The 17,590-nt window shown below is 69.2% G+C and carries 19 protein-coding genes; 3 read left to right on the top strand and 16 right to left on the bottom strand.

All coding sequences use genetic code 11. The features are described from left to right. Positions 1–546, bottom strand: coding sequence for a hypothetical protein (locus ACFYTS_RS12365; RefSeq protein ID WP_387303459.1), 546 nt, complete (start codon positions 544–546; stop codon positions 1–3). A gap of 30 nt (positions 547–576) precedes the next feature. On the opposite strand from ACFYTS_RS12365, the gene ACFYTS_RS12360 reads away from it, so the two are divergent. From ACFYTS_RS12360 to ACFYTS_RS12350, 3 genes are all read left to right on the top strand, one after another. Further along, the gene (locus tag ACFYTS_RS12360; protein ID WP_387303457.1) at positions 577–1,710 is read left to right on the top strand and encodes a hypothetical protein; all 1,134 of its coding nucleotides are present in this window, start codon (positions 577–579) and stop codon (positions 1,708–1,710) included. A 63-nt stretch (positions 1,711–1,773) separates the two neighbouring features. Further along, a complete protein-coding gene (locus ACFYTS_RS12355; RefSeq protein ID WP_387303454.1) occupies positions 1,774–2,262 on the top strand; it encodes a YfbM family protein in 489 nt (162 codons plus the stop codon). Positions 2,263–2,554: 292 nt separating this feature from the next. After that, on the top strand, positions 2,555–3,874 hold the full coding sequence (locus ACFYTS_RS12350) for an alpha/beta fold hydrolase (RefSeq protein ID WP_387303451.1): 1,320 nt from the start codon (positions 2,555–2,557) through the stop codon (positions 3,872–3,874). Positions 3,875–4,019: 145 nt separating this feature from the next. On the opposite strand, the gene ACFYTS_RS12345 is transcribed toward ACFYTS_RS12350, so the two are convergent. From ACFYTS_RS12345 to ACFYTS_RS12275, 15 genes are all read right to left on the bottom strand, one after another. Then, on the bottom strand, positions 4,020–4,571 hold the full coding sequence (locus ACFYTS_RS12345) for a CAP domain-containing protein (RefSeq protein WP_357275985.1): 552 nt from the start codon (positions 4,569–4,571) through the stop codon (positions 4,020–4,022). Positions 4,572–4,633: 62 nt separating this feature from the next. After that, complete coding sequence (locus ACFYTS_RS12340) at positions 4,634–5,344, bottom strand: DUF6390 family protein (protein ID WP_387303448.1); 711 nt, start codon at positions 5,342–5,344, stop codon at positions 4,634–4,636. An 85-nt stretch (positions 5,345–5,429) separates the two neighbouring features. Then, entirely contained in the window at positions 5,430–6,509 is a 1,080-nt protein-coding gene (gene hypE, locus ACFYTS_RS12335) for a hydrogenase expression/formation protein HypE (RefSeq protein WP_357275987.1), read from the bottom strand. Next, positions 6,502–7,614 carry a hydrogenase formation protein HypD gene (gene hypD / locus ACFYTS_RS12330; protein ID WP_357275990.1) on the bottom strand — a complete coding sequence of 371 codons (1,113 nt, stop codon included), beginning with the start codon at positions 7,612–7,614 and terminating at the stop codon, positions 6,502–6,504. Before hypD ends, hypE begins: the two co-directional genes overlap by 8 nt. Then, positions 7,611–7,934 (bottom strand): HypC/HybG/HupF family hydrogenase formation chaperone, encoded by a 324-nt coding sequence (locus ACFYTS_RS12325; protein WP_357275992.1) that lies wholly within the window; start codon positions 7,932–7,934, stop codon positions 7,611–7,613. The genes hypD and ACFYTS_RS12325 overlap by 4 nt, the downstream gene beginning before the upstream one ends. Positions 7,935–7,951: 17 nt before the next feature. Beyond that, positions 7,952–10,255: a carbamoyltransferase HypF gene (gene hypF, locus ACFYTS_RS12320; protein ID WP_387303444.1), complete on the bottom strand. Its 2,304-nt coding sequence runs from the start codon at positions 10,253–10,255 to the stop codon at positions 7,952–7,954. Continuing rightward, on the bottom strand, positions 10,252–10,494 hold the full coding sequence (locus ACFYTS_RS12315) for a HypC/HybG/HupF family hydrogenase formation chaperone (protein ID WP_357275997.1): 243 nt from the start codon (positions 10,492–10,494) through the stop codon (positions 10,252–10,254). Before ACFYTS_RS12315 ends, hypF begins: the two co-directional genes overlap by 4 nt. A gap of 3 nt (positions 10,495–10,497) precedes the next feature. Continuing rightward, positions 10,498–10,941, bottom strand: a complete 444-nt coding sequence (locus tag ACFYTS_RS12310; protein WP_387303441.1) for a hydrogenase maturation protease — start codon at positions 10,939–10,941, stop codon at positions 10,498–10,500. Between the two features lie 37 nt (positions 10,942–10,978). Next, positions 10,979–11,098 carry a DUF6893 family small protein gene (locus tag ACFYTS_RS12305; protein ID WP_387303439.1) on the bottom strand — a complete coding sequence of 40 codons (120 nt, stop codon included), beginning with the start codon at positions 11,096–11,098 and terminating at the stop codon, positions 10,979–10,981. Continuing rightward, positions 11,086–12,471, bottom strand: a complete 1,386-nt coding sequence (locus ACFYTS_RS12300; RefSeq protein WP_387303437.1) for a hypothetical protein — start codon at positions 12,469–12,471, stop codon at positions 11,086–11,088. The genes ACFYTS_RS12305 and ACFYTS_RS12300 overlap by 13 nt, the downstream gene beginning before the upstream one ends. Further along, complete coding sequence (locus tag ACFYTS_RS12295; RefSeq protein WP_387303435.1) at positions 12,468–13,118, bottom strand: DUF6084 family protein; 651 nt, start codon at positions 13,116–13,118, stop codon at positions 12,468–12,470. Before ACFYTS_RS12295 ends, ACFYTS_RS12300 begins: the two co-directional genes overlap by 4 nt. Continuing rightward, positions 13,115–13,759 carry a DUF5947 family protein gene (locus tag ACFYTS_RS12290; RefSeq protein WP_357276006.1) on the bottom strand — a complete coding sequence of 215 codons (645 nt, stop codon included), beginning with the start codon at positions 13,757–13,759 and terminating at the stop codon, positions 13,115–13,117. Before ACFYTS_RS12290 ends, ACFYTS_RS12295 begins: the two co-directional genes overlap by 4 nt. Then, complete coding sequence (locus tag ACFYTS_RS12285; RefSeq protein ID WP_387303432.1) at positions 13,756–14,655, bottom strand: NifU family protein; 900 nt, start codon at positions 14,653–14,655, stop codon at positions 13,756–13,758. The genes ACFYTS_RS12290 and ACFYTS_RS12285 overlap by 4 nt, the downstream gene beginning before the upstream one ends. Before the next feature lie 30 nt (positions 14,656–14,685). Then, on the bottom strand, positions 14,686–16,482 hold the full coding sequence (locus ACFYTS_RS12280) for a nickel-dependent hydrogenase large subunit (protein WP_387303430.1): 1,797 nt from the start codon (positions 16,480–16,482) through the stop codon (positions 14,686–14,688). Positions 16,483–16,492: 10 nt separating this feature from the next. Continuing rightward, the gene (locus tag ACFYTS_RS12275; RefSeq protein ID WP_357276013.1) at positions 16,493–17,548 is read right to left on the bottom strand and encodes a hydrogenase expression protein HypE; all 1,056 of its coding nucleotides are present in this window, start codon (positions 17,546–17,548) and stop codon (positions 16,493–16,495) included. Positions 17,549–17,590: the final 42 nt, after the last annotated feature.

The raw sequence follows: 17,590 nt of genomic DNA, 5'->3' as shown, positions 1-17,590 counted from the left end.
TCATGGGCGCCCGGCGGGATAGTAAGGCTCCCCGCAGGATTCGCATTCGGCGCCCGGATACAGGTCGTTGAGGAATTCGCCCAGCTCGACCTGACCCTGCAGGGCCGCGGTGGCGGCGAGTAGATAGCGGGTGGTGGCGGCCGGCTGCGGGGTAGCCAGTTGCTCGGTGGCCAGAGTCAGCGCTTCGGGCAACGCGGCACGATATGCCTCGGCGATGTCGTCCGGGACATCGTCACCGGTCGCGCCGAATTCTCCTGAGCAGATGACTATCAGGCCCACGACATACAGAAGGTCCCCGCGCGCCGCAGGCGGGATCGAGCGAGCCGAGGCGACCAGGTGTGGCACCGCGGCATAGGCGGCCGGCCAGGCGGTGCCCTCGGAACACAGGTACGGCCACAGGTCGTCGAAGCGTTTCGCATCCTGCGGATCCTCGGCGATCCACCGCAGCTCGTGGGGTACGAACACGACCTCGCCGCCGAGAGGCCGACCATTCGACCAGTGGCGGTGGTCGAGTTCGAGCCAGCGCGGGTCATCGAGGGGCAGCATGGGAACGAGAGTAGAGAGTAGATTCCGGTCGTGACCGTCGACATCGATGCCGCGCAGTTCGGCAACCTCCTGCACGCGTACGGTCGGTCCACCGATACACCTGCGCACCTGGCCGCGCTGGCCGGTGCGGACCCGGACGCGCGTCGCGCCGCGCTGGAACACTTGTGGTCGGCCGTCATTCACCAAGGCACGCCGTGGACGGCCACACCGCCCGCGGCCGTCGTGGTCGCCGAGCTGCTGGCGGGCCCGTTGCTGACCGACGCCGAGTTGCGGGCCGACCTGCTCGGTTTCCTGGCGGCCGTCGCCGAGGCCGGTTGGGTGTACGAGAACCTCGACGAACTCGCCCCGCCAGCGGGTTTCGACTTCGACTCGGCTCTCACTGCGGCGCTCGACAGCGGCGACGAGGAGGAGCTGTACGGCGACGAGATCATGGCGAACGCGCTCTACGGCCGTGCTGTGGGCGGTTGCCGCGCCGCCGTCCCCGCTCTCCTCCCGGCCATCATGTCGGCACTGTCCGACCCCGAGGCCCCGGTCCGCGCGGCAGCAGCCCACGCGCTCGCCGCCTGCCGCGCCTCGCTCACCGAGCCGGACGCGGGTGATCGACTCGACGAATTGGCCGCCGGAGCCGGCTCCGACGAGCGAGCCGCGCTGGTGCTGGCCATGGGCGAGCTCGGTCTGAAACCCCGTGCGTACCTGGATGATCCGCACCCCGGCGTGCGGGCGTGCGCCGCGCTGGCGCCTGGCTTGGCCGACGACGAGGCCGCGACCGCCGAGATCCTCGCCGCGCTGCGGGACCCGGCGGCCACCGACGACTGGTTCACCCGACGTCCGCCGCAGCTGGGTATGCGCATGCGCTTCACCCTGGTCGCGGCGGCGATCGACCGCATCGAGGACACGGCCCGATTGCTCCCTGCCGCACTGGCCATCGCCGCGATCGCCCACCGCCACACCGTCGACCACGACTGGGGACCGCTCCTGCGCGCCTTCTTCGCCGACTACACCGGCGGCAGCCCGACCGACATCCACACCGGCTACCTCGCCGCGCTGGTCGACAACCCCGACCTGTGGGACCCCCGACACGGCAACGCCGGCCTCGTCTTCCGCGGCGCCGGGCTGCCGTATGACCGCGACACCTGCCGCGCTCTGATTCGGGCGGGAGAGTAGCGCGCGACAGCAGCTGTGCGCGTGACCGAGTTTGCGCCGGTTCATTCGGATACCGTCGAGTCCATGTTGGGAGTGCACTTCGCCATTACCGCCGAGCAGGAGCGGGCGCTACTCGCCGCCGACGACCGGGATGATGTGGACGCGATCGACGAGTTGATCGGCGACATCGAGGAATCCTGGTCGGAGCCCGACCTGAAAGTCGACACCGACAAGGCCTGGGACGCCATTCATCGCAGCCTGACCGACGGCACCCTCGACCCCAGCAGCGGGCAGTATCCGCTCTCGCCCGCCATTCTCGGCGGTCGGCATCTGCATGACGATTACTACGCGGTCTACGTGAGCGCGGAGCAGGTGCGGCACCTGGCGACAGCGCTGCACGAGGTTGCCCGAGCGGATATGCGGACGGCTTTCGATGCCATCGATGACGACGCATACGCCGGGGCCCTCGACGACGCGGACTTCGAGTACACCTGGAGCAATTTCGTCGACGTGCGGGCTTTCTACGACCGGGCGGCCGAAGCGCGACGAGCAGTCATCTTCACCGCTCAGTGACGATCCTGCCGTGATCGGCACCGAGTATTAGGGGATTGCCCTGATGTGGCGTATCGGCCCGGCCGATTAACGTGCCGCCTATCGACCATCACAGGTGCGGAGAATTCGGGTGACGATTCGGGCGAACCGGTTTCGAGCGATGACCGCTATCGCGGTGCTGATCGTAGCGGGAGGCGTGAGTTCCGGTCCGGCGATAGCGGATGGACCGGTGGGGCTCGAGCGGTTCTATGGCCAGAGGCTGGACTGGAAATCTTGTGACACAACCGAACTCGAAGCGGCCGAGTGCGCCGATGTGGTCGTACCGGTCGACTACACCGACCCGGGAGGACGCACGCTGGCGGTGGCGATCTCGCGGGTGCGCGCCACCGGGTCCGAGCAACGCCGCGGCGTGCTGTTGACCAATCCCGGTGGGCCAGGTGAATCCGGCCTCGAGTTCCCACTGGCCCTGCGATCCGCCATGACGGCGCGGACGCTGGCCAGATACGACCTGATCGGTATGGATCCGCGTGGCGTCGGCCGATCAGGCGGCATCGATTGCGGGTGGCCGGTCGGATTCGGCGTGGAGGCATCCGGCGTCGATCTGGCCGGCTACGTGAGGTCCGTGCTGCGTCAAGGCGAACTCGCGGCCCGATGCTGGGCGCGCGACGGCGATCTGCTGCCGCATATTTCGACCCGCAATACGGCGCGTGACATGGACGTGGTGCGCGCGGCGCTGGGCGAGCCGGCGATCAGCTATTTCGGCACGTCGTATGGCACGTACTTGGGTGCCGTGTACGCCCAGCTCTTCCCCGAACGCAGCGACCGTATGGTCCTCGACAGCGCGATCGACCCGACGGCATACGGGCGCAGCGCGGTGCAAGCCGACCGCGGCGCGCCGAATGAAGCGGCCCTCGACGATTGGGCCGATTGGGTCGCCGCCCTCGCCACCGAGTACGGCCTCGGAGTCACCCGCCGAGCGGTACGCGATCGCATCGAGGACCTGATCGGCCGTGCCGCCCAGGCACCGATCCCCTTCGGCCCGTTCCGCATCGACGACCACACCTTGCCCGTCGTGCTGTATCTCGCCCTCGGCGACACCCGCCGCTATCCCGATCTCGCCGTTCAGGTTCGTCAGCTGGCCGACGCGGCGAATGGACTGACAGTGCGTCCGTCCCCGCAGCTCGAGCGGCAGCTGGCTCTCATCCTCATGGCGCAGCCGCACGATCTGTCCGCCCTCACAGCGATCACCTGTGGAGACGTATCGGCGCCCCGGGACCCGGCCGCATACTGGCGTGACATCCAGGCCGTGCGCGCCGCCCAACCGGTATTCGGTCCGTTGTTCGGCAATATCAATCCGTGTGCGTTCTGGCCCACGCCACGTGAACCCGCCACGGTGGTATCCAATGCGGTTCGCGCGCTGATCGTTCAGGCCGACGGCGACACCCGAGCCGTCTACCCCGGCGCGGTAGGCATGCACCGCGCCCTGTCGGCGTCCCGACTGCTCACCCTGCGAAACACGGTCGTCCACGGGCTGTTCGGCAACCTGCCCAACCGTTGTGTCGAGGAGGTGGTCAACGTCTATCTCGCCGACGGGACGCTGCCGTCCGCCGACGGAGTCTGCGATCCGGAGTGACGGAGCGCGGCAGCGCGCCGAGATCGCGGGGAATTCACCGATCGGGGCCGATCGTCGGGAAGGTGGCCACGGCGTCGCCGCACGACTATGCGTCGCTGTCGAGGCGATGGTTGGTGGCCGGGCGCCGGCGGAGAGGGGTCGCGGGTCATAGCGGGGCGCCGAAATCTTGTGTCCACAAGGGTCCGTCGGTGCCGAAGTGGACTCCGATGCCGATATCGGTGTACGCGCAGTTGAGGATATTGCCGCGGTGGCCGGGGCGCGACAGCCACTCGGCCATCACCTCGGCGGCGTCGGCCTGGCCGTGGGCGATGTTCTCGCCGACGGTGCGCCACAGATAGCCGGCGGCCACGACTCGCTGGTTCGGCATCCACCCGTCTGGGTCGCGATGATCGAAGTAGGCGCGAGCGGCCATATCGTCGGAATGGCGCTGTGCCGCGTTCTGCAGGCGCGCGTCGGGCCGTAGTGCGCGGCATCCGTGCTGCGCGCGTTCGCCGTTCACGAGTTCGAGCACACCTGCTCGCGCCGCATCGGTCTGTGGATCGGACGGAGCGGGCGGCTGCGCCGAACCGACGTCCGGTCCCTGGGACGAGCCGATTCCGATCCACCCGGGCGGGTCCGACAGGGCAGTGGCATGGGAAAGCACTGCCCCGGCCATCACGCAGGTGATCACGGTGGCGGATCGCTTGAAATACACCACTGATGCTCCCATTGTCTCGTTGCTCCCGGATGTTTCGATAGCGGTCGGCGGCACCGACACGGCTAGGTGTCGATGTCGAGACGGTGGTTGGTGGCGGCCAGCTGTCGGAGGGTGCTGTCGGTCAGGTTCGCGGTTTGGGTGCTGTCCAGCGGCGCCGTCAGTCGATCCCAGTGGAGGGCAACGTGATCGCCGGGTCGCGGGTCTGTCGTCAGGCGGCCGTCGGCGGTGAGGGTCGCGGTGCGGGTGCCGGGTGTGCCCAGGTCGAGGTGGTGGCCGTCCCAGGTCAGGTGGCTGGCCTCCAGCCGGACGTGGGAGCCGTCGCGGGCCACCACGCGCGCCGGGGTGATGCGGCATTTGTCGAGGACTTCCAGGGCGGTGGGGGTCGCCGCCGTGCCGAGCAGGCGGCTCCACGGGTAGACGCCGAAGACGTGGAAGCAATGGTTGGGGGCTGCCTCGGGGGCGAGCCGGGGGGTCAGGTGGGTCCAGTACAGGCCCGCGGCCGGGCCCAGGATGGCGAGCAGTTCGGTGCAGAAGGCTGCCGGATCGAGGGTCGAGCCGATTCCTCCACCGTGCCAATAGGATTCGACCAGGCGCAGGTCGAGGGGGTCGGCGATGCCGGTCATGGCGGACATGACCTGGAGGTAGGGCCAGGCGCCGGTGAAGCGGCGGGCGGCGTCGCGGATCAACGCGGGCGATCCGTCGGACAGGGCCGTCGTGTCCGGTGGTCCGCAGTAGCCCAGCGCGTTCGGCGGGTAGGCGTAACGCGCGAACATCGTCTCCCCGGCCCCCGGGCCGGGTGGCTGGGACCGGGTGTAATCGGGGTGGGGGACGGTGATGGCGGCCTCCGTGAGTTGGGGGTCAGCAGATGCGTGGAAGCTGTTCTCCTGCGGGTAGATCGACGACCCGAGTGCCACCGAGCGCGGTATGCGCGGTCACCATGCCGGGATGCTCGGCCACACAGCGGCCGATGATCTCGGCGTGCACCCCGAGCGGATGGGCGCGCATGGCGGCCAGCACTCGATCGGCGTCCGCGGCGGGCACGAAGGCCACCAGCTTGCCTTCGTTGGCCACGTACAGCGGGTCCAGGCCGAGCAGCCCGCACGCGTCGCGGACCCCGGCGGGGATCGGAATCGTGTTCTCGTCCAAAGCGATTCCCACGCCCGCGGCGCGCGCGATCTCGTTCAGGCTCGCGGCCACCCCACCGCGAGTCGGGTCGCGCATGGTGTGCACGGTCGCGCCGGTCGCCAGCATCGCCGCGACCAGACCGTGCAGCGGAGCGGTGTCACTGCACACGGTCGTCCCGAATTCGAGTCCCTCGCGGCACGACAGTACCGCGACGCCGTGCAATCCGATCTCCCCGCTGACCATGACCACGTCTCCGGGCGCGGCGAGTTCGGGCCGGATGTCGACTCCGGGATCGAGCACGCCGATGCCCGCGGTATTGACGTAGATGCCGTCCCCGTGCCCGGCGTCGACGACCTTGGTGTCGCCGGTGACGAGCGCGACCCCGGCGCCGAGCGCCGCGGTGCCCATGGCCGAGGCCACTTCCGCGATCCGTACGAGCGGCGTGCCCTCCTCGAGGATGAACGCGGTCGACAGGACCAGCGGCCGCGCCCCCGACATCGCCAGATCGTTGACCGTGCCGTTGACGGCCAGATCGCCGATGGATCCGCCGGGAAAGGTCAACGGCTTCACCACGAACGAGTCGGTGCTGAACGCCAGCCGCGTCTCGCCGACCGTCACGACCGCCGAGTCGCCGAGCCCGGCCTGCGCCGCCGCCCCGAACGCGGGCAGGAACAAATGCTCGATCAGCTCGCCGGACATCGCGCCGCCGCCTCCGTGCCCCATCACGATGGTGGGTGAGTCGCGCAGCGGCATCGGGCACACCCAGTTCTCGAAATCGACGGCGCCGTTGCCGCTTCCGACAATGTCAGGCATGAGCCACCTCCGCGGGCAGATCCAGCCGCCGGTACAGGTAGTAGGCCGCGCAGGCGCCCTCGGAGGACACCATGGTGGCGCCGAGCGGATTACGCGGTGTGCACTCCTTGCCGAAGGCGGCGCACTCGTGCGGTTTGATCAGGCCCTGCAGCACCTCGCCCGATCGGCAGATCGGCGATTCCTCGGTGTGCAGATCGCTGACCGCGAACCGGTGTTCGGCGTCGAACTCGCGGTAGCGCGGCGAGAGCCGCCAGCCGCTCTGCGGGATCACCCCGATGCCGCGCCAGCCGCGGTCGGTGATCTCGAAGACATCGGCGAGCATGGCCTTGGCGGCCGGGTTGCCCTCGGCGGTGACCGCGCGCCGGTAGGCGTTCTCCACCTCGTGGCGGCCGTGTTCGAGCTGGTCGACGGTGCGCCGGATGCCCTCGAGGATGTCGAGCGGCTCGAATCCGGTGACCACCACCGGAACCCGGTACTTCTCCGACAGTGGCGGATACTCGGCGGTGCCCATCACGGTGCACACGTGCCCCGCGGCCAGGAAGGCCTGGACCCGGCAGCTCGGCGATTCCATGATGGCGGCGATCGCCGGGGGCACCAGCACGTGCGAGACGAGCAGCGAGAAGTTGCGCACGCCGAGCCTCTGCGCCTGGTAGACGGTCATGGCGTTGGCCGGTGCGGTGGTCTCGAACCCGATGCCGAAGAACACGACCTGGCGGTCGGGGTTGGCGCGGGCGAGTTCGAGGGCGTCGAGCGGTGAGTAGACGACGCGGACGTCGCCGCCTTCGCTCTTGATCCGGAACAGATCCTTGGAACTGCCGGGCACGCGCAGCATGTCGCCGAAGGAGCAGAAGATGACATTGGGCTGGGCGGCGATGGCCAGCGCCTTGTCGATCAGCTCGAGCGGGGTGACGCAGACCGGGCAGCCGGGACCGTGGATCATCTCGATCTGGTCGGGCAGCAGTTGGTCGATCCCGTGGCGGATGATCGAATGCGTCTGCCCGCCACAGACTTCCATGATCGACCAGCGCCGCGTGGTGGTGGAGCGGATCCGATCGAGCAGCAGCTTCGCCAGTTCCGGATTACTGAATTCGTCGAGGTATTTCATGGTTTCACCTCCGGATCGGCGGGCGGGGTGGTTTCCGGGTTGGCCACTCCGGCCTGGGCTGCGGCGATCGCGAATCCATCGCCGAATTCCTCCTTCAGCACGCCGAGGTGTTCGAACTCGGCGAGCGTCTGCATGGCCGACTCCTCGTCGAGCCGCTGGATGGCGAAGCCGACGTGCACGATCACGTAGTCGCCGACGGCGATATCCGGGATGTACTGCAGGCAGACATCCTTCTGGACGCCGCCGAAGTCGACCACCGACATCCGCGTGCCATCCCGCTCGTGAACGCTGAGCACTTTGCCGGGGACTGCCAGGCACATCGCTGTTCTCCTTCCGCTCAGCTCGCCGCGACGGCGAGTAACTGGCCGAACGCGATCCCACCGTCGTTGGGTGGCACGCGATGGTGGGTGAGGACGTGGAAACCGTGCTCGCGCAGCAGCCGCAGCACGGTCGTGAGCAGCAGCGCGTTCTGGAACACGCCGCCGGACAACGCGACCGGTTGCTCCGGATCGCCGTAGCGTGTCGCCAGATCCAGGACCAGGTGTGCGACGCCCGCGTGGAACCGCGCGCCGATGACACCGGCGGGCACCCCGCCGCGCACATCGGCGATCACCGCGGCGAGCACGGGCGCCGGATCGATGGCGGCCGTCTCGTCGATGGGGTCGCCGGGCAGGGCGAACCGGTAGGCGACCGCGCCCGGGTCGGCGTCACGGGACAGGCCCTCCCATTCGATGGCGGCCTGCGCCTCGTAGTCGACCTCGTGCCGCACCCCGCACAGCGAGGCGACGGCATCGAACAACCGGCCCATGCTGGAGGTGGGCACACAGCCGAGCCCGGTGTCGAGCTGATGTGCCAGCACCTGCGCCTCGCGCGGCGGGCAGGCGCGCATGCACGGCAGATCCGGCGACCAATCGAGGTTCGCGGACCGCAAGTGCGCCAAGGCCATTCGATACGGCCGCTGCACGCTGAGGTCACCGCCGGCCAGCGGCACGTAGCGCAGGTGCGCCAGGCGGCGGAACCCCTTGTAGCTCGCGGCGAGCACCTCCCCGCCCCAGATGGCGCGGTCGGGCCCGTAACCGGTGCCGTCGAAGGCGAATCCGAGCACGGTCGCGCTCGCGTCCAGGCCGTGCTCGCCCATGACGGCCGCCACGTGCGCGTGATGGTGCTGCACCAGCCGGATCGGCCGGCGGCCCGCGTGTTCCGCGGCCCAGGCGGTGGACCGGTAGCGGGGGTGGGCGTCGGCGGCGAGCTGCTGCGGGGCGACGCCGGTGAGCTTTTCGAGATGCCGCTCGGCGGCGGTGAACGCGCGCAGGGTCGCGACGTCGTCCATGTCGCCGATGTGCTGGCTCAGCCAGGCGTAGCGGCCGTCGGCGACGGCGCAGGTGTTCTTGAGGTCCGCGCCCACGGCGAGGGTCGGCGCGGCGGGCAGCGGCAGGGCGAGCGGCAGCGGGGCGTAGCCGCGGGAGCGCCGGAACGGCACCTCGACGCCGTCGACCACCTTGACCACCGAGTCGTCGCACGGCACCAGGATCGGGCGGTTGTGGGACAGGACGGCGTCGGCGAGCCCGGACAGTCGTTCGCGGGCGTCGGAGTCGGTGTGGCAGATGGGTTCTCCGCCGAGGTTGCCCGACGTCATGACCAGCACGCGCGGGCCGGGGGCGTCGCCGGGCAGTCCGAACAGCAGCAGATGCAGCGGCGTGTAGGCGATCATCACCCCGAGATCGCGGTTGTGCGGCGCGACCGCGTCCACGGGCAGCGGCGGCGCGTCGGGGTCCGCGGACGCGGAGGTCCGGCGCGGCAGCAGCACGATGGGCCGGGCCGGGCCGGTGAGCAGGGCGGCGGCGGTCGCATCCACGTCGGCGATGGCCGCGGCGGTCGCCAGATCGGGCACCATGACCGCGAAAGGCTTGTCGCCTCGCCGTTTCCGGCGGCGCAGCTCCGCCACCGCGGCGCTGTCGGCGGCATCGCAGGCCAGGTGATAGCCGCCGATGCCCTTGACGGCCAGAATCCCGCCGTCGCGCAGCGTGTTCCGTGCCGCTCGCAGCGGCTCCCCGGCCTCGGGGTCGGAGAAACGCAGGGTCGGCCCGCACTCGTTGCAGGCGATCGGCTGCGCGTGGAAGCGGCGGTCGCCGGGATCGGCGTACTCGCGCGCGCAGGTCTCGCACATGGCGAACCCGGCCATCGAGGTCTGCGGGCGGTCGTAGGGCAGCGCGGCGATGATGGTGAACCGCGGACCGCAGTTGGTGCAGGTGATGAACGGATGCCGGTAACGCCGGTTGCCCGGATCCTGGAGTTCGGCAGCGCATTCGGCGCAGATCGCGACATCGGGCGATGCGAGGGTACGCCCGTCGCCCCGGGTGGTGCCGGAGATGTGGAAGCCGGTCCCGCCGCGGACGGGGATCTCGGTCTGCTCGACGGTCTCGACGACCGCCAGCGGCGGCGGTCGGTCCTGCAGGCGCGCGACGAAGGCGTCCACGCCGTCCGCCGCCCCCTCGATCTCGATGACCACTCCGGAGCTGTCGTTGCACACCGATCCGGTCAGCGCCAGCTCGGCCGCCGTGGTGTACACGAAGGGCCGGAACCCGACGCCCTGCACCACGCCGCCGACGATGATCCGCCGCCGGACCCGCGCCCCGGTCACTGCTCCTCACCCGATCCCATCAGCCGCAGCCCCGCCAGCGCGGCGGCGGCCCCGGCCTCGTCGGTCTTCTCGACCGCGAACCCCATGTGGATGATCACCCAGTCGCCGGGTCCGGCCGGATCGTCCTCCAGCAGGCCGACATTCACGGTCCGCTGCTCGCCGGAGACGTCGACCAGCGCGATCTGACCGTGATAGCCCTCGACCGGTCCGACGACGCGGCCGGGAATGCCCAGGCACATCGTTCACACCTCCTGCGCGTGCCGCAGCGCGGTCACCACGGATTCGACGGCGGCCATCGCGGGGTCGACCGCGGCGGCCACGGGTTCGGTCAGGCCGATGCCGTCGGCGACGGAGCCGATCTGGCAGCCCACGATCACCGTCGGCGGAATGGTTCCGCCCATCGCCCGGACCACGGCGAAGACCGCGTCCGGGTGCATGGCGTGCGCGTCGAGACCGACGCCGCCGCCACCCGGATCGGCGTGGAACACGTCCACCTGCCCGGGTGTGCCGCGGTCGGGCAGCGCGTCGACGAGCACCAGCGCGTCCCAGCCGTCGAGCAGGTCGTAGGCCAGGTGCAGTCCGCGGATGCCGTAATCGGTCACGCGCACATCGGGTTCGGTGCTCGCCGGCATGCGCCGCACCACCTCGGAGCCGAACCCGTCGTCTCCGAGGAAGATGTTGCCCATGCCGGCGACCAGCACTCTCGTCGTGGGAATCACCCCGCTACATGTGCCGGATTCGCAAGTATCGGCGCATATCCGGTATCGACCGGATGCCGACCGCTGCCACCAGCAGCGCTGCCAGGGCCACGAGCACGACGGCGATCACACCTACGATTTCCATGGCGGGATTCCTTTCTCGATCGGTTCGACTTCGTCGGGCGCGAAATACAGGTATCGGCCGTACCATTCGTGCAGCTCGGCGGCGGGATCGTCCTCGACGACCACCGCCAGGTGGAGCTGCCCGTCGACGTCCTCGTGCACCGAGGCGACGCGCGCGGTGCGGCCCGCGTAGAACAGGTCCTGCGCGTCGGCGCGGCGGGAGGGATGCAACCGCACCCGGCTGCCCCGCGCGACCGGCGTGCCGCCGATCACCACGGTGTCGGAGTCGGGATCGACGGCGGTGTCGGACAGCGGATCCCACCACGGGGTGTCCGGGTCGAGCGCGGGCAGGACGCGCGGCGATCCCGGTGCGGCGTCCACGAGCCGGTTGTCCTCGCGCGGCAGGCTGTCGTCGCGGACTAGTCCGTGCAGTCCCTGCATGCTCTCCGGTGTCATGGCCTCGCAGCGGTCGATCAGCTCGGCGGCGCGCGGATCGGTGGCGCGGGCCTGATCCTTCTCCTCGTCGGTGAGGGTGAGCACGCGCAGGGTCAGGATCTCGTCGATCTCGGTGGAATCGAACAGCGGCCCTTCGCTCTGCTCGGCGATGCGCGGATGGTCGTAGAGGATGATCGGTGAGATCAGCAGCAGGTCCGCGGTGCCCTCGGGACCCGCGAGCACGGGAAAGCAGCGGCGCTGGGTGCAGGCCTCGGCCGCGTCGACGGCATCGTCCGGCGGGTCGATCAGCGACAGGAAGACGCCGTCGCGCAGTTCGCAGAGCACGTGCGCGCCGAGGAAGGATCGGGTGACCGCATCGTCCTTGTCGATCGCGGGGACGCCGAGATTGCGGACGGTGACACTGATCCGCTGATAGCGGCCGACCCGCTCGACGACGGTCTCGGCCAGGCCGCTCAGGGTTCGGCGCGTGCGCACGAGGCTGCCGAAGGGTGTGCCGTCGTCGTCGGCGAAGTCCTCGATGTCCACTCCGCCGTCGACGTCGATGCGGAACGTGGTGTCCGACAGCGGCCTCGGCCCCGAGTCGATCTCCTGCTCGACGGCCTCGTCCCATCCGGTCCAGACTCGCGCGCCCGCCCGGAGCTCGGGCACGGTCCGCCCGGTGGCGTCCTCGACGGTGCGACGCTGCAGTTGCAGGAACCGGATCGTCAGGCGCAGCGTCGCGGCGGGGCTCGCGTCGACCAGGAATTGCGCGGCGAGCGCGGACTCCTCACCGAAGCCCGCCGCGGCCGCGCCCTCGGGACCCAGGACCCCGAATTGCCAGCGGGACTGGTTCTTTCGCGCATTCGCGTGGTACGGGTACAGCAGGTAGCCCTCATACAGCACGGCGTCGGCGACCGCCCGCGCCTGGTCGCGGACGCTGCCGGGCTCGTGGCCGCTCACGACGGCTCCCGCGACGGGGCCGACAGCAGTTCGGTGACCGCCTGGTCGTAGTCGAGGAAGCCGTGCCCGGACTTGTAGGCGGTGAGGGCGTCGACGGTCTCGCGCCGCATCCGCACCCAGCCGGTGTCGGGGTAGTGGGTGTCCATGAGCTGCCGCCACACGGAGACGGGCATATTGAACCGGTCGTCGCGATCCCACGGGATCTGCTGCACCGAGAAACCCGACGCGCCTTTGAAGAACACGGTGCCGCTGAACAGGAACAACAGCGGCACGGTGCCGTCCCGCAGGGCGTGCAGGTACTTCGATCCGGTCACCTCGAGGTCGTAGGTGCACGGCAGCGGCAGGTCCACCTCGGCGCCGCCGGTGAAGCCGGGCACCGTCGTCGTGGTGTGCATCCACAGGAACGTTCGCTGGGTGTCGTGCCAGCGGTCGCGGGTGCCGAACAGGTCGAGCAGCCCACTGCCCTCGGCGTCGGTGTAGGCGCGCCGATTGGGTTCGATGCGGACCTGGGCCCGTAAGGCGATGGCGTGCACCGGTTCCTCGCCGAGCGCCGCGATCCCGACGCGCGCCGACAGGGTCGGCCCGATGGCGTAGGGCTCGGGCTTGATGTCGAGCACCGCGAAGGTGATCGAGTAGGCGGGACTCACGGCCGCCCACCGCCTCGGGCGAGAGCGCGGGCGTTCATGGTGGCGAAGAACTCGTCGATGTAGTGCCGGGCCTCGGAACCACCGTCGAATCCCTTCCACAGCAACCGCATTCGCCCGACGAACTCGTAGCAGGTGTCGATGGGCAGCAGCAGGCAGTCGCCGGGGCTCTCGCGGCCGGCGCTGCCGGGCATACGGATCAGCAGCGCTTCGACGTCGTCGGCGAGCACGTCGAGTTCGGGATGGTTGCGCAGCAGATCCCGCCAGTGCTCGGGCGGCAGTTCCGATTCGGTCGCGCCGGCCGGGCCCGGATAGAACGCGACGGTCCGGCCCTGCGCGGAATTCGCGAACACGAACGCCAGACCCACCGGAATCTCGAGCGTGTCCCACTCGGCGGCGGTGATCGCGGTCTGCCCGAACGCCAGATACCGGTCCGGGACCGCGCGGTAGCGCAGTGCCGCGGCCGGCTCGGTGAACAGCAGATAGCAACTGGTGCAGACACACTGCAGGTGGCGGCTCTCGACATCGACCACATGCCGGTGCGGTGCGCCGATGGGCTCGGCGCACATCTCGCAGCGCTCACCGGCCGGTCCCGGATCCGGCCGGTTCGCGAGTCGGCGCAGCACCGAGAACGAGGCGCTCATGCGGTGGGCTCCAGCGCGGGCACCGCCACCGTGGGCACGCCGTCGCGCAGCAGCACCGGCAGGGGGCGCAGGTGGCCCTCCCCGTCGAGCCGGTCCCCGGCGTGCACGGCGTCGTAGTGCGCCCGGCAGGACGGGCAGCGCAGCACGGCGTCACCGACCGGATACCCGGGCCGCCGATGCAGCTGGGCGCCGGTGAGCGAGCCGCCGCACGCCGGGCAGGTGTCGCGGTACACCAGCAGGTTGTCGCCGACGCGGCAGGCCAGCAGGGCCTGCCCGGCGACCTCGTAGCCGGCGACCTCGCCCTGACTCAGTTCCGCCAGTTCGGGCACGGCGACCCAGTCGGCGGCGGGCGCGGCGTGCACCCGGGTGAACAGGGACTCGGCCGGAATCACGGCCGAGTTCGAATCAGATTGCGCGGCAACGACTTCGATGCGCTCGATTTCCGGCGCCGCGGCACGGACGGCTTCCTCGACCGCCAGTTCCAGGGTCACCGAGGACGACGGGCAGCCGCGGCAGCTGCCCGAGAGCTCCAGCCGCACCACGCCGTCCTCGACGTCGACCAGGCTGACGTCGCCGCCGTGGGAACCCAGGTAGGGGCGGACGCTGTCGAGGGCGGACCGCACCCGGTCGGGAACGTCGTCGGGGTGGAGTCCGTGCACGATCAGCAGGCTGGCCACCAGTTCGTCCGCGGCCAGCCGCCGCACCGCGTCGTCGTCGAGCAGCTCGACGACCCGTCGCAGTCCCGCGCCGTACAGCTCGACGAGTTCACCGACGAGTTGTTCGGCGCGCTCGCGGGCGATCGGGCCGCCCGCGGAGCTCGCGTCGAGGAGGTCTTCGATCCGGTCGCCGGCGTGCCGCCAATGGTCGTCGCGCGCCGCCGGACGATCGTCTCCCATCGATGTCCCTCCTCACGGTCGGTGTCCTCGTCACTGGGTGACGGGCGTCTGGGTGGGGGAGTGCAGCAGGTCCAGCGACTTGCCACCGCCCAGGTACATGTGCACGCCACACGGCAGACACGGATCGAAACTGCGCACGGTGCGCATGATGTCGATCCCCTTGAAGTGCTCCCGGTCGTTCTCCTCGAAGATCGGCTGACCCTGCACCGCGTCCTCGTAGGGACCCGGCGTGCCGAAGCTGTCGCGCGGGCTCGCGTTCCAGGGCGTCGGCGGGTACGGGTGATAGTTGGCGATCTTGCCGTCGCGGATCACCATGTGATGCGACAGCACCCCGCGGACCGCTTCGGTGAATCCGCATCCGATGCCTTCGTCGGGGACCTCGAACGCCTCCCAGGTCTTGGTCCGGCCCGCCCGGATCTCGACGAGCGCCTGCTCCGCGAAATGCAGGGCACAGGCAGCGGCGTAGGCCTGGAAATAAGTGCGAGCCCGGTTCCGCTCGATGGTGTTCGAGCCGAAAGCCGGTATCTTCCACTCGAATTCGACCGGCCCGCGTAGGGCGGTCTTGGGCAGGTTGATCTGCACGCTGTGGCCGGTGGACTTCACATAGCCGATGTCGACCAGCCCGGCCAGCGCGGTGGCCCACAGCCGGGCCAGCGGTCCGCCGCCGGTATCGAGGGCCAGATGGTCGGTGCCGTCGAACCAGCGCGGCGACATCACCCAGCTGTACTTGTCCTCCAGATCGCGTTTCTGCGGTTGAGGGTTGGTGTGCTGGTTCCACGGGTGCCGCCGGTCCACCGGATTGCCCAGCGGATCCTGGGCCACGAACATCTCCTGATCGGTCCAGTCCTCGTAATACGAACTGCCCAGCAGGATTCGGAGGCCGAGGTTGATGTCGACCAGCGAGGTGGTGAGGAGCTTGCCGTCCACGACCACGCCCGGTGAGACGAACATGTGCCGACCCCAGTCCTCCATGTCACGGTAGGAGAAGTTGCAGAACTCGGGGTCCTGGAAGGAGCCCCAGCAGCCGAGCAGCGTGCGCCGCAGTCCGACCTTGTCGTAGCCGGGCAGGGCCTCGTAGAAGAAGTCGAACAGGTCGTCGTGCATGGGCACGACTTTCTTCATGAACTCCACGTACCGCATCAGCCGTGACATGTAGTCGGTCATCAGCTGGATCGTGGCCACGGTGCCCACGCCGCCGGGGTACAGCGTCGACGGGTGGACGTGGCGGCCCTCCATGAGGCAGAACATCTCTCGCGTGTAGCGGCTGACCTGCAGCGCCTCGCGATAGAAATCGCCGGTGAAGGGATTGAGCGCGCGCATGATGTCGGCGATCGTGCGATAGCCGTGCGCGTCCGCGTGCGGCGCGGCGGTCTTCTCCGCCAGCGTGAGCACGCCGGGATTGGTCTCGGAGACCATCTTCTCGCAGAAGTCCACGCCGACCAGATTCTCCTGGAAGATATTGTGGTCGAACATGTATTCGGCGGCCTCGCCGAGATTGACGATCCATTCGCCGAGGTTCGGTGGCTTCACGCCGTACGCCATGTTCTGGCAGTAGCACGAGCAGGTGGCGTGATTGTCCCCGCAGATGCCGCAGATGCGGCTGGTGATGAAGTGCGCGTCACGCGGATCCTTGCCGCGCATGAAGATGGAGTAGCCGCGGAAGATCGACGACGTGCTGTGACATTCGACGACTTCGCGATTCGCGAAATCGATTTTGGTGTAAATGCCCAGACTGCCGACGATGCGGGTGATCGGATCCCACGCCATTTCCACGAGCGAATCGGGCTCGATGAGGCGATGTGAGGGTTCCGGAATGATCTGTGTCATCGGAATTCTCCTACCAGGTGCGTCGCGCACCCGTCTCGAGCTCGGTACCCCGATGCCGCCAATGCGGCTCCTTGTCCACGGTGCGCGCCGTGATGTGACGCAGGCTGCGGATCACCGATCCGTACAGTCCGGAGGCGGCGGAGGACAGCTTTCCGCCCGGCGGTTCGTCCATGAACGGCATGAATTTGTCCGGGAATCCGGGCATGGTGCAGCCGATGCAGATACCGCCGACATTCGGGCACCCGCCCACGCCGTTGAGCCAACCACGCTTGGGCACATTGCATTTCACGACCGGACCCCAGCAGCCGAGTTTGACGATACACTTCGGCGAACCGTATTCGTGCGCGAAATCGCCCTGCTCGTAATAGCCCGCCCGGTCGCAACCCTCGTGCACGGTCGCGCCGAAAAGCCATTTCGGACGCAGCGCTTCGTCGAGCGGAATCATCGGCGCCTGGCCGGTCGCCATGTACAGCAGATAGGTCAGGGTCTCGGAGAGATTGTCCGGTTGGATCGGGCAGCCCGGCACGCACACGATCGGGATTCCCGCCTTGCTCTGCCAGTCCCAGCCCAGATAGTCCGGGACACCCATGGCCCCGGTCGGATTGCCCGCCATGGCGTGGATGCCGCCGTAGGTGGCGCAGGTGCCCACCGCCACCACCGCGGTTGCCTTGGGCGCCAAGCGATCCAGCCATTCGCTGGTGGTCATCGGCTGACCGGTGTCGGGGTTGTTGCCGAACCCGCACCAATAGCCTTCGGTGTGCAGCTGCTCGTTCGGAATGGAGCCCTCCACGACCAGCACGAACGGCTCGAGTTCACCGCGGTCGGCCTTGAAGAACCATTCCAGGAAGTCATCGGCGCCCCCGGCGGGGCCACATTCGAAATCGATCAACGGCCAGTGGACGGCGACCTTCGGCAGCCCCGGAAGGGATCCGAGAGCGATCTCCTCGACACTGGGTTGGGTGGCGGCAGTCAACGCCACCGAGTCACCGTCACAACTGAGGCCTGCGTTGATCCACAGCACATGGATCAGCGTCTCTTCGGCTTTGACTGCTTCGCCAGTTGGCATGAATGCCGCCCTTCAGAAGCTGGTGGCCACCTGCGTGGTTCC

Source organism: Nocardia sp. NPDC004151, from assembly GCF_042874235.1.
In the GTDB taxonomy this organism is placed as follows: Bacteria; Actinomycetota; Actinomycetes; order Mycobacteriales; family Mycobacteriaceae; genus Nocardia.
This window is presented reverse-complemented; position numbering and strand designations above follow the sequence as displayed.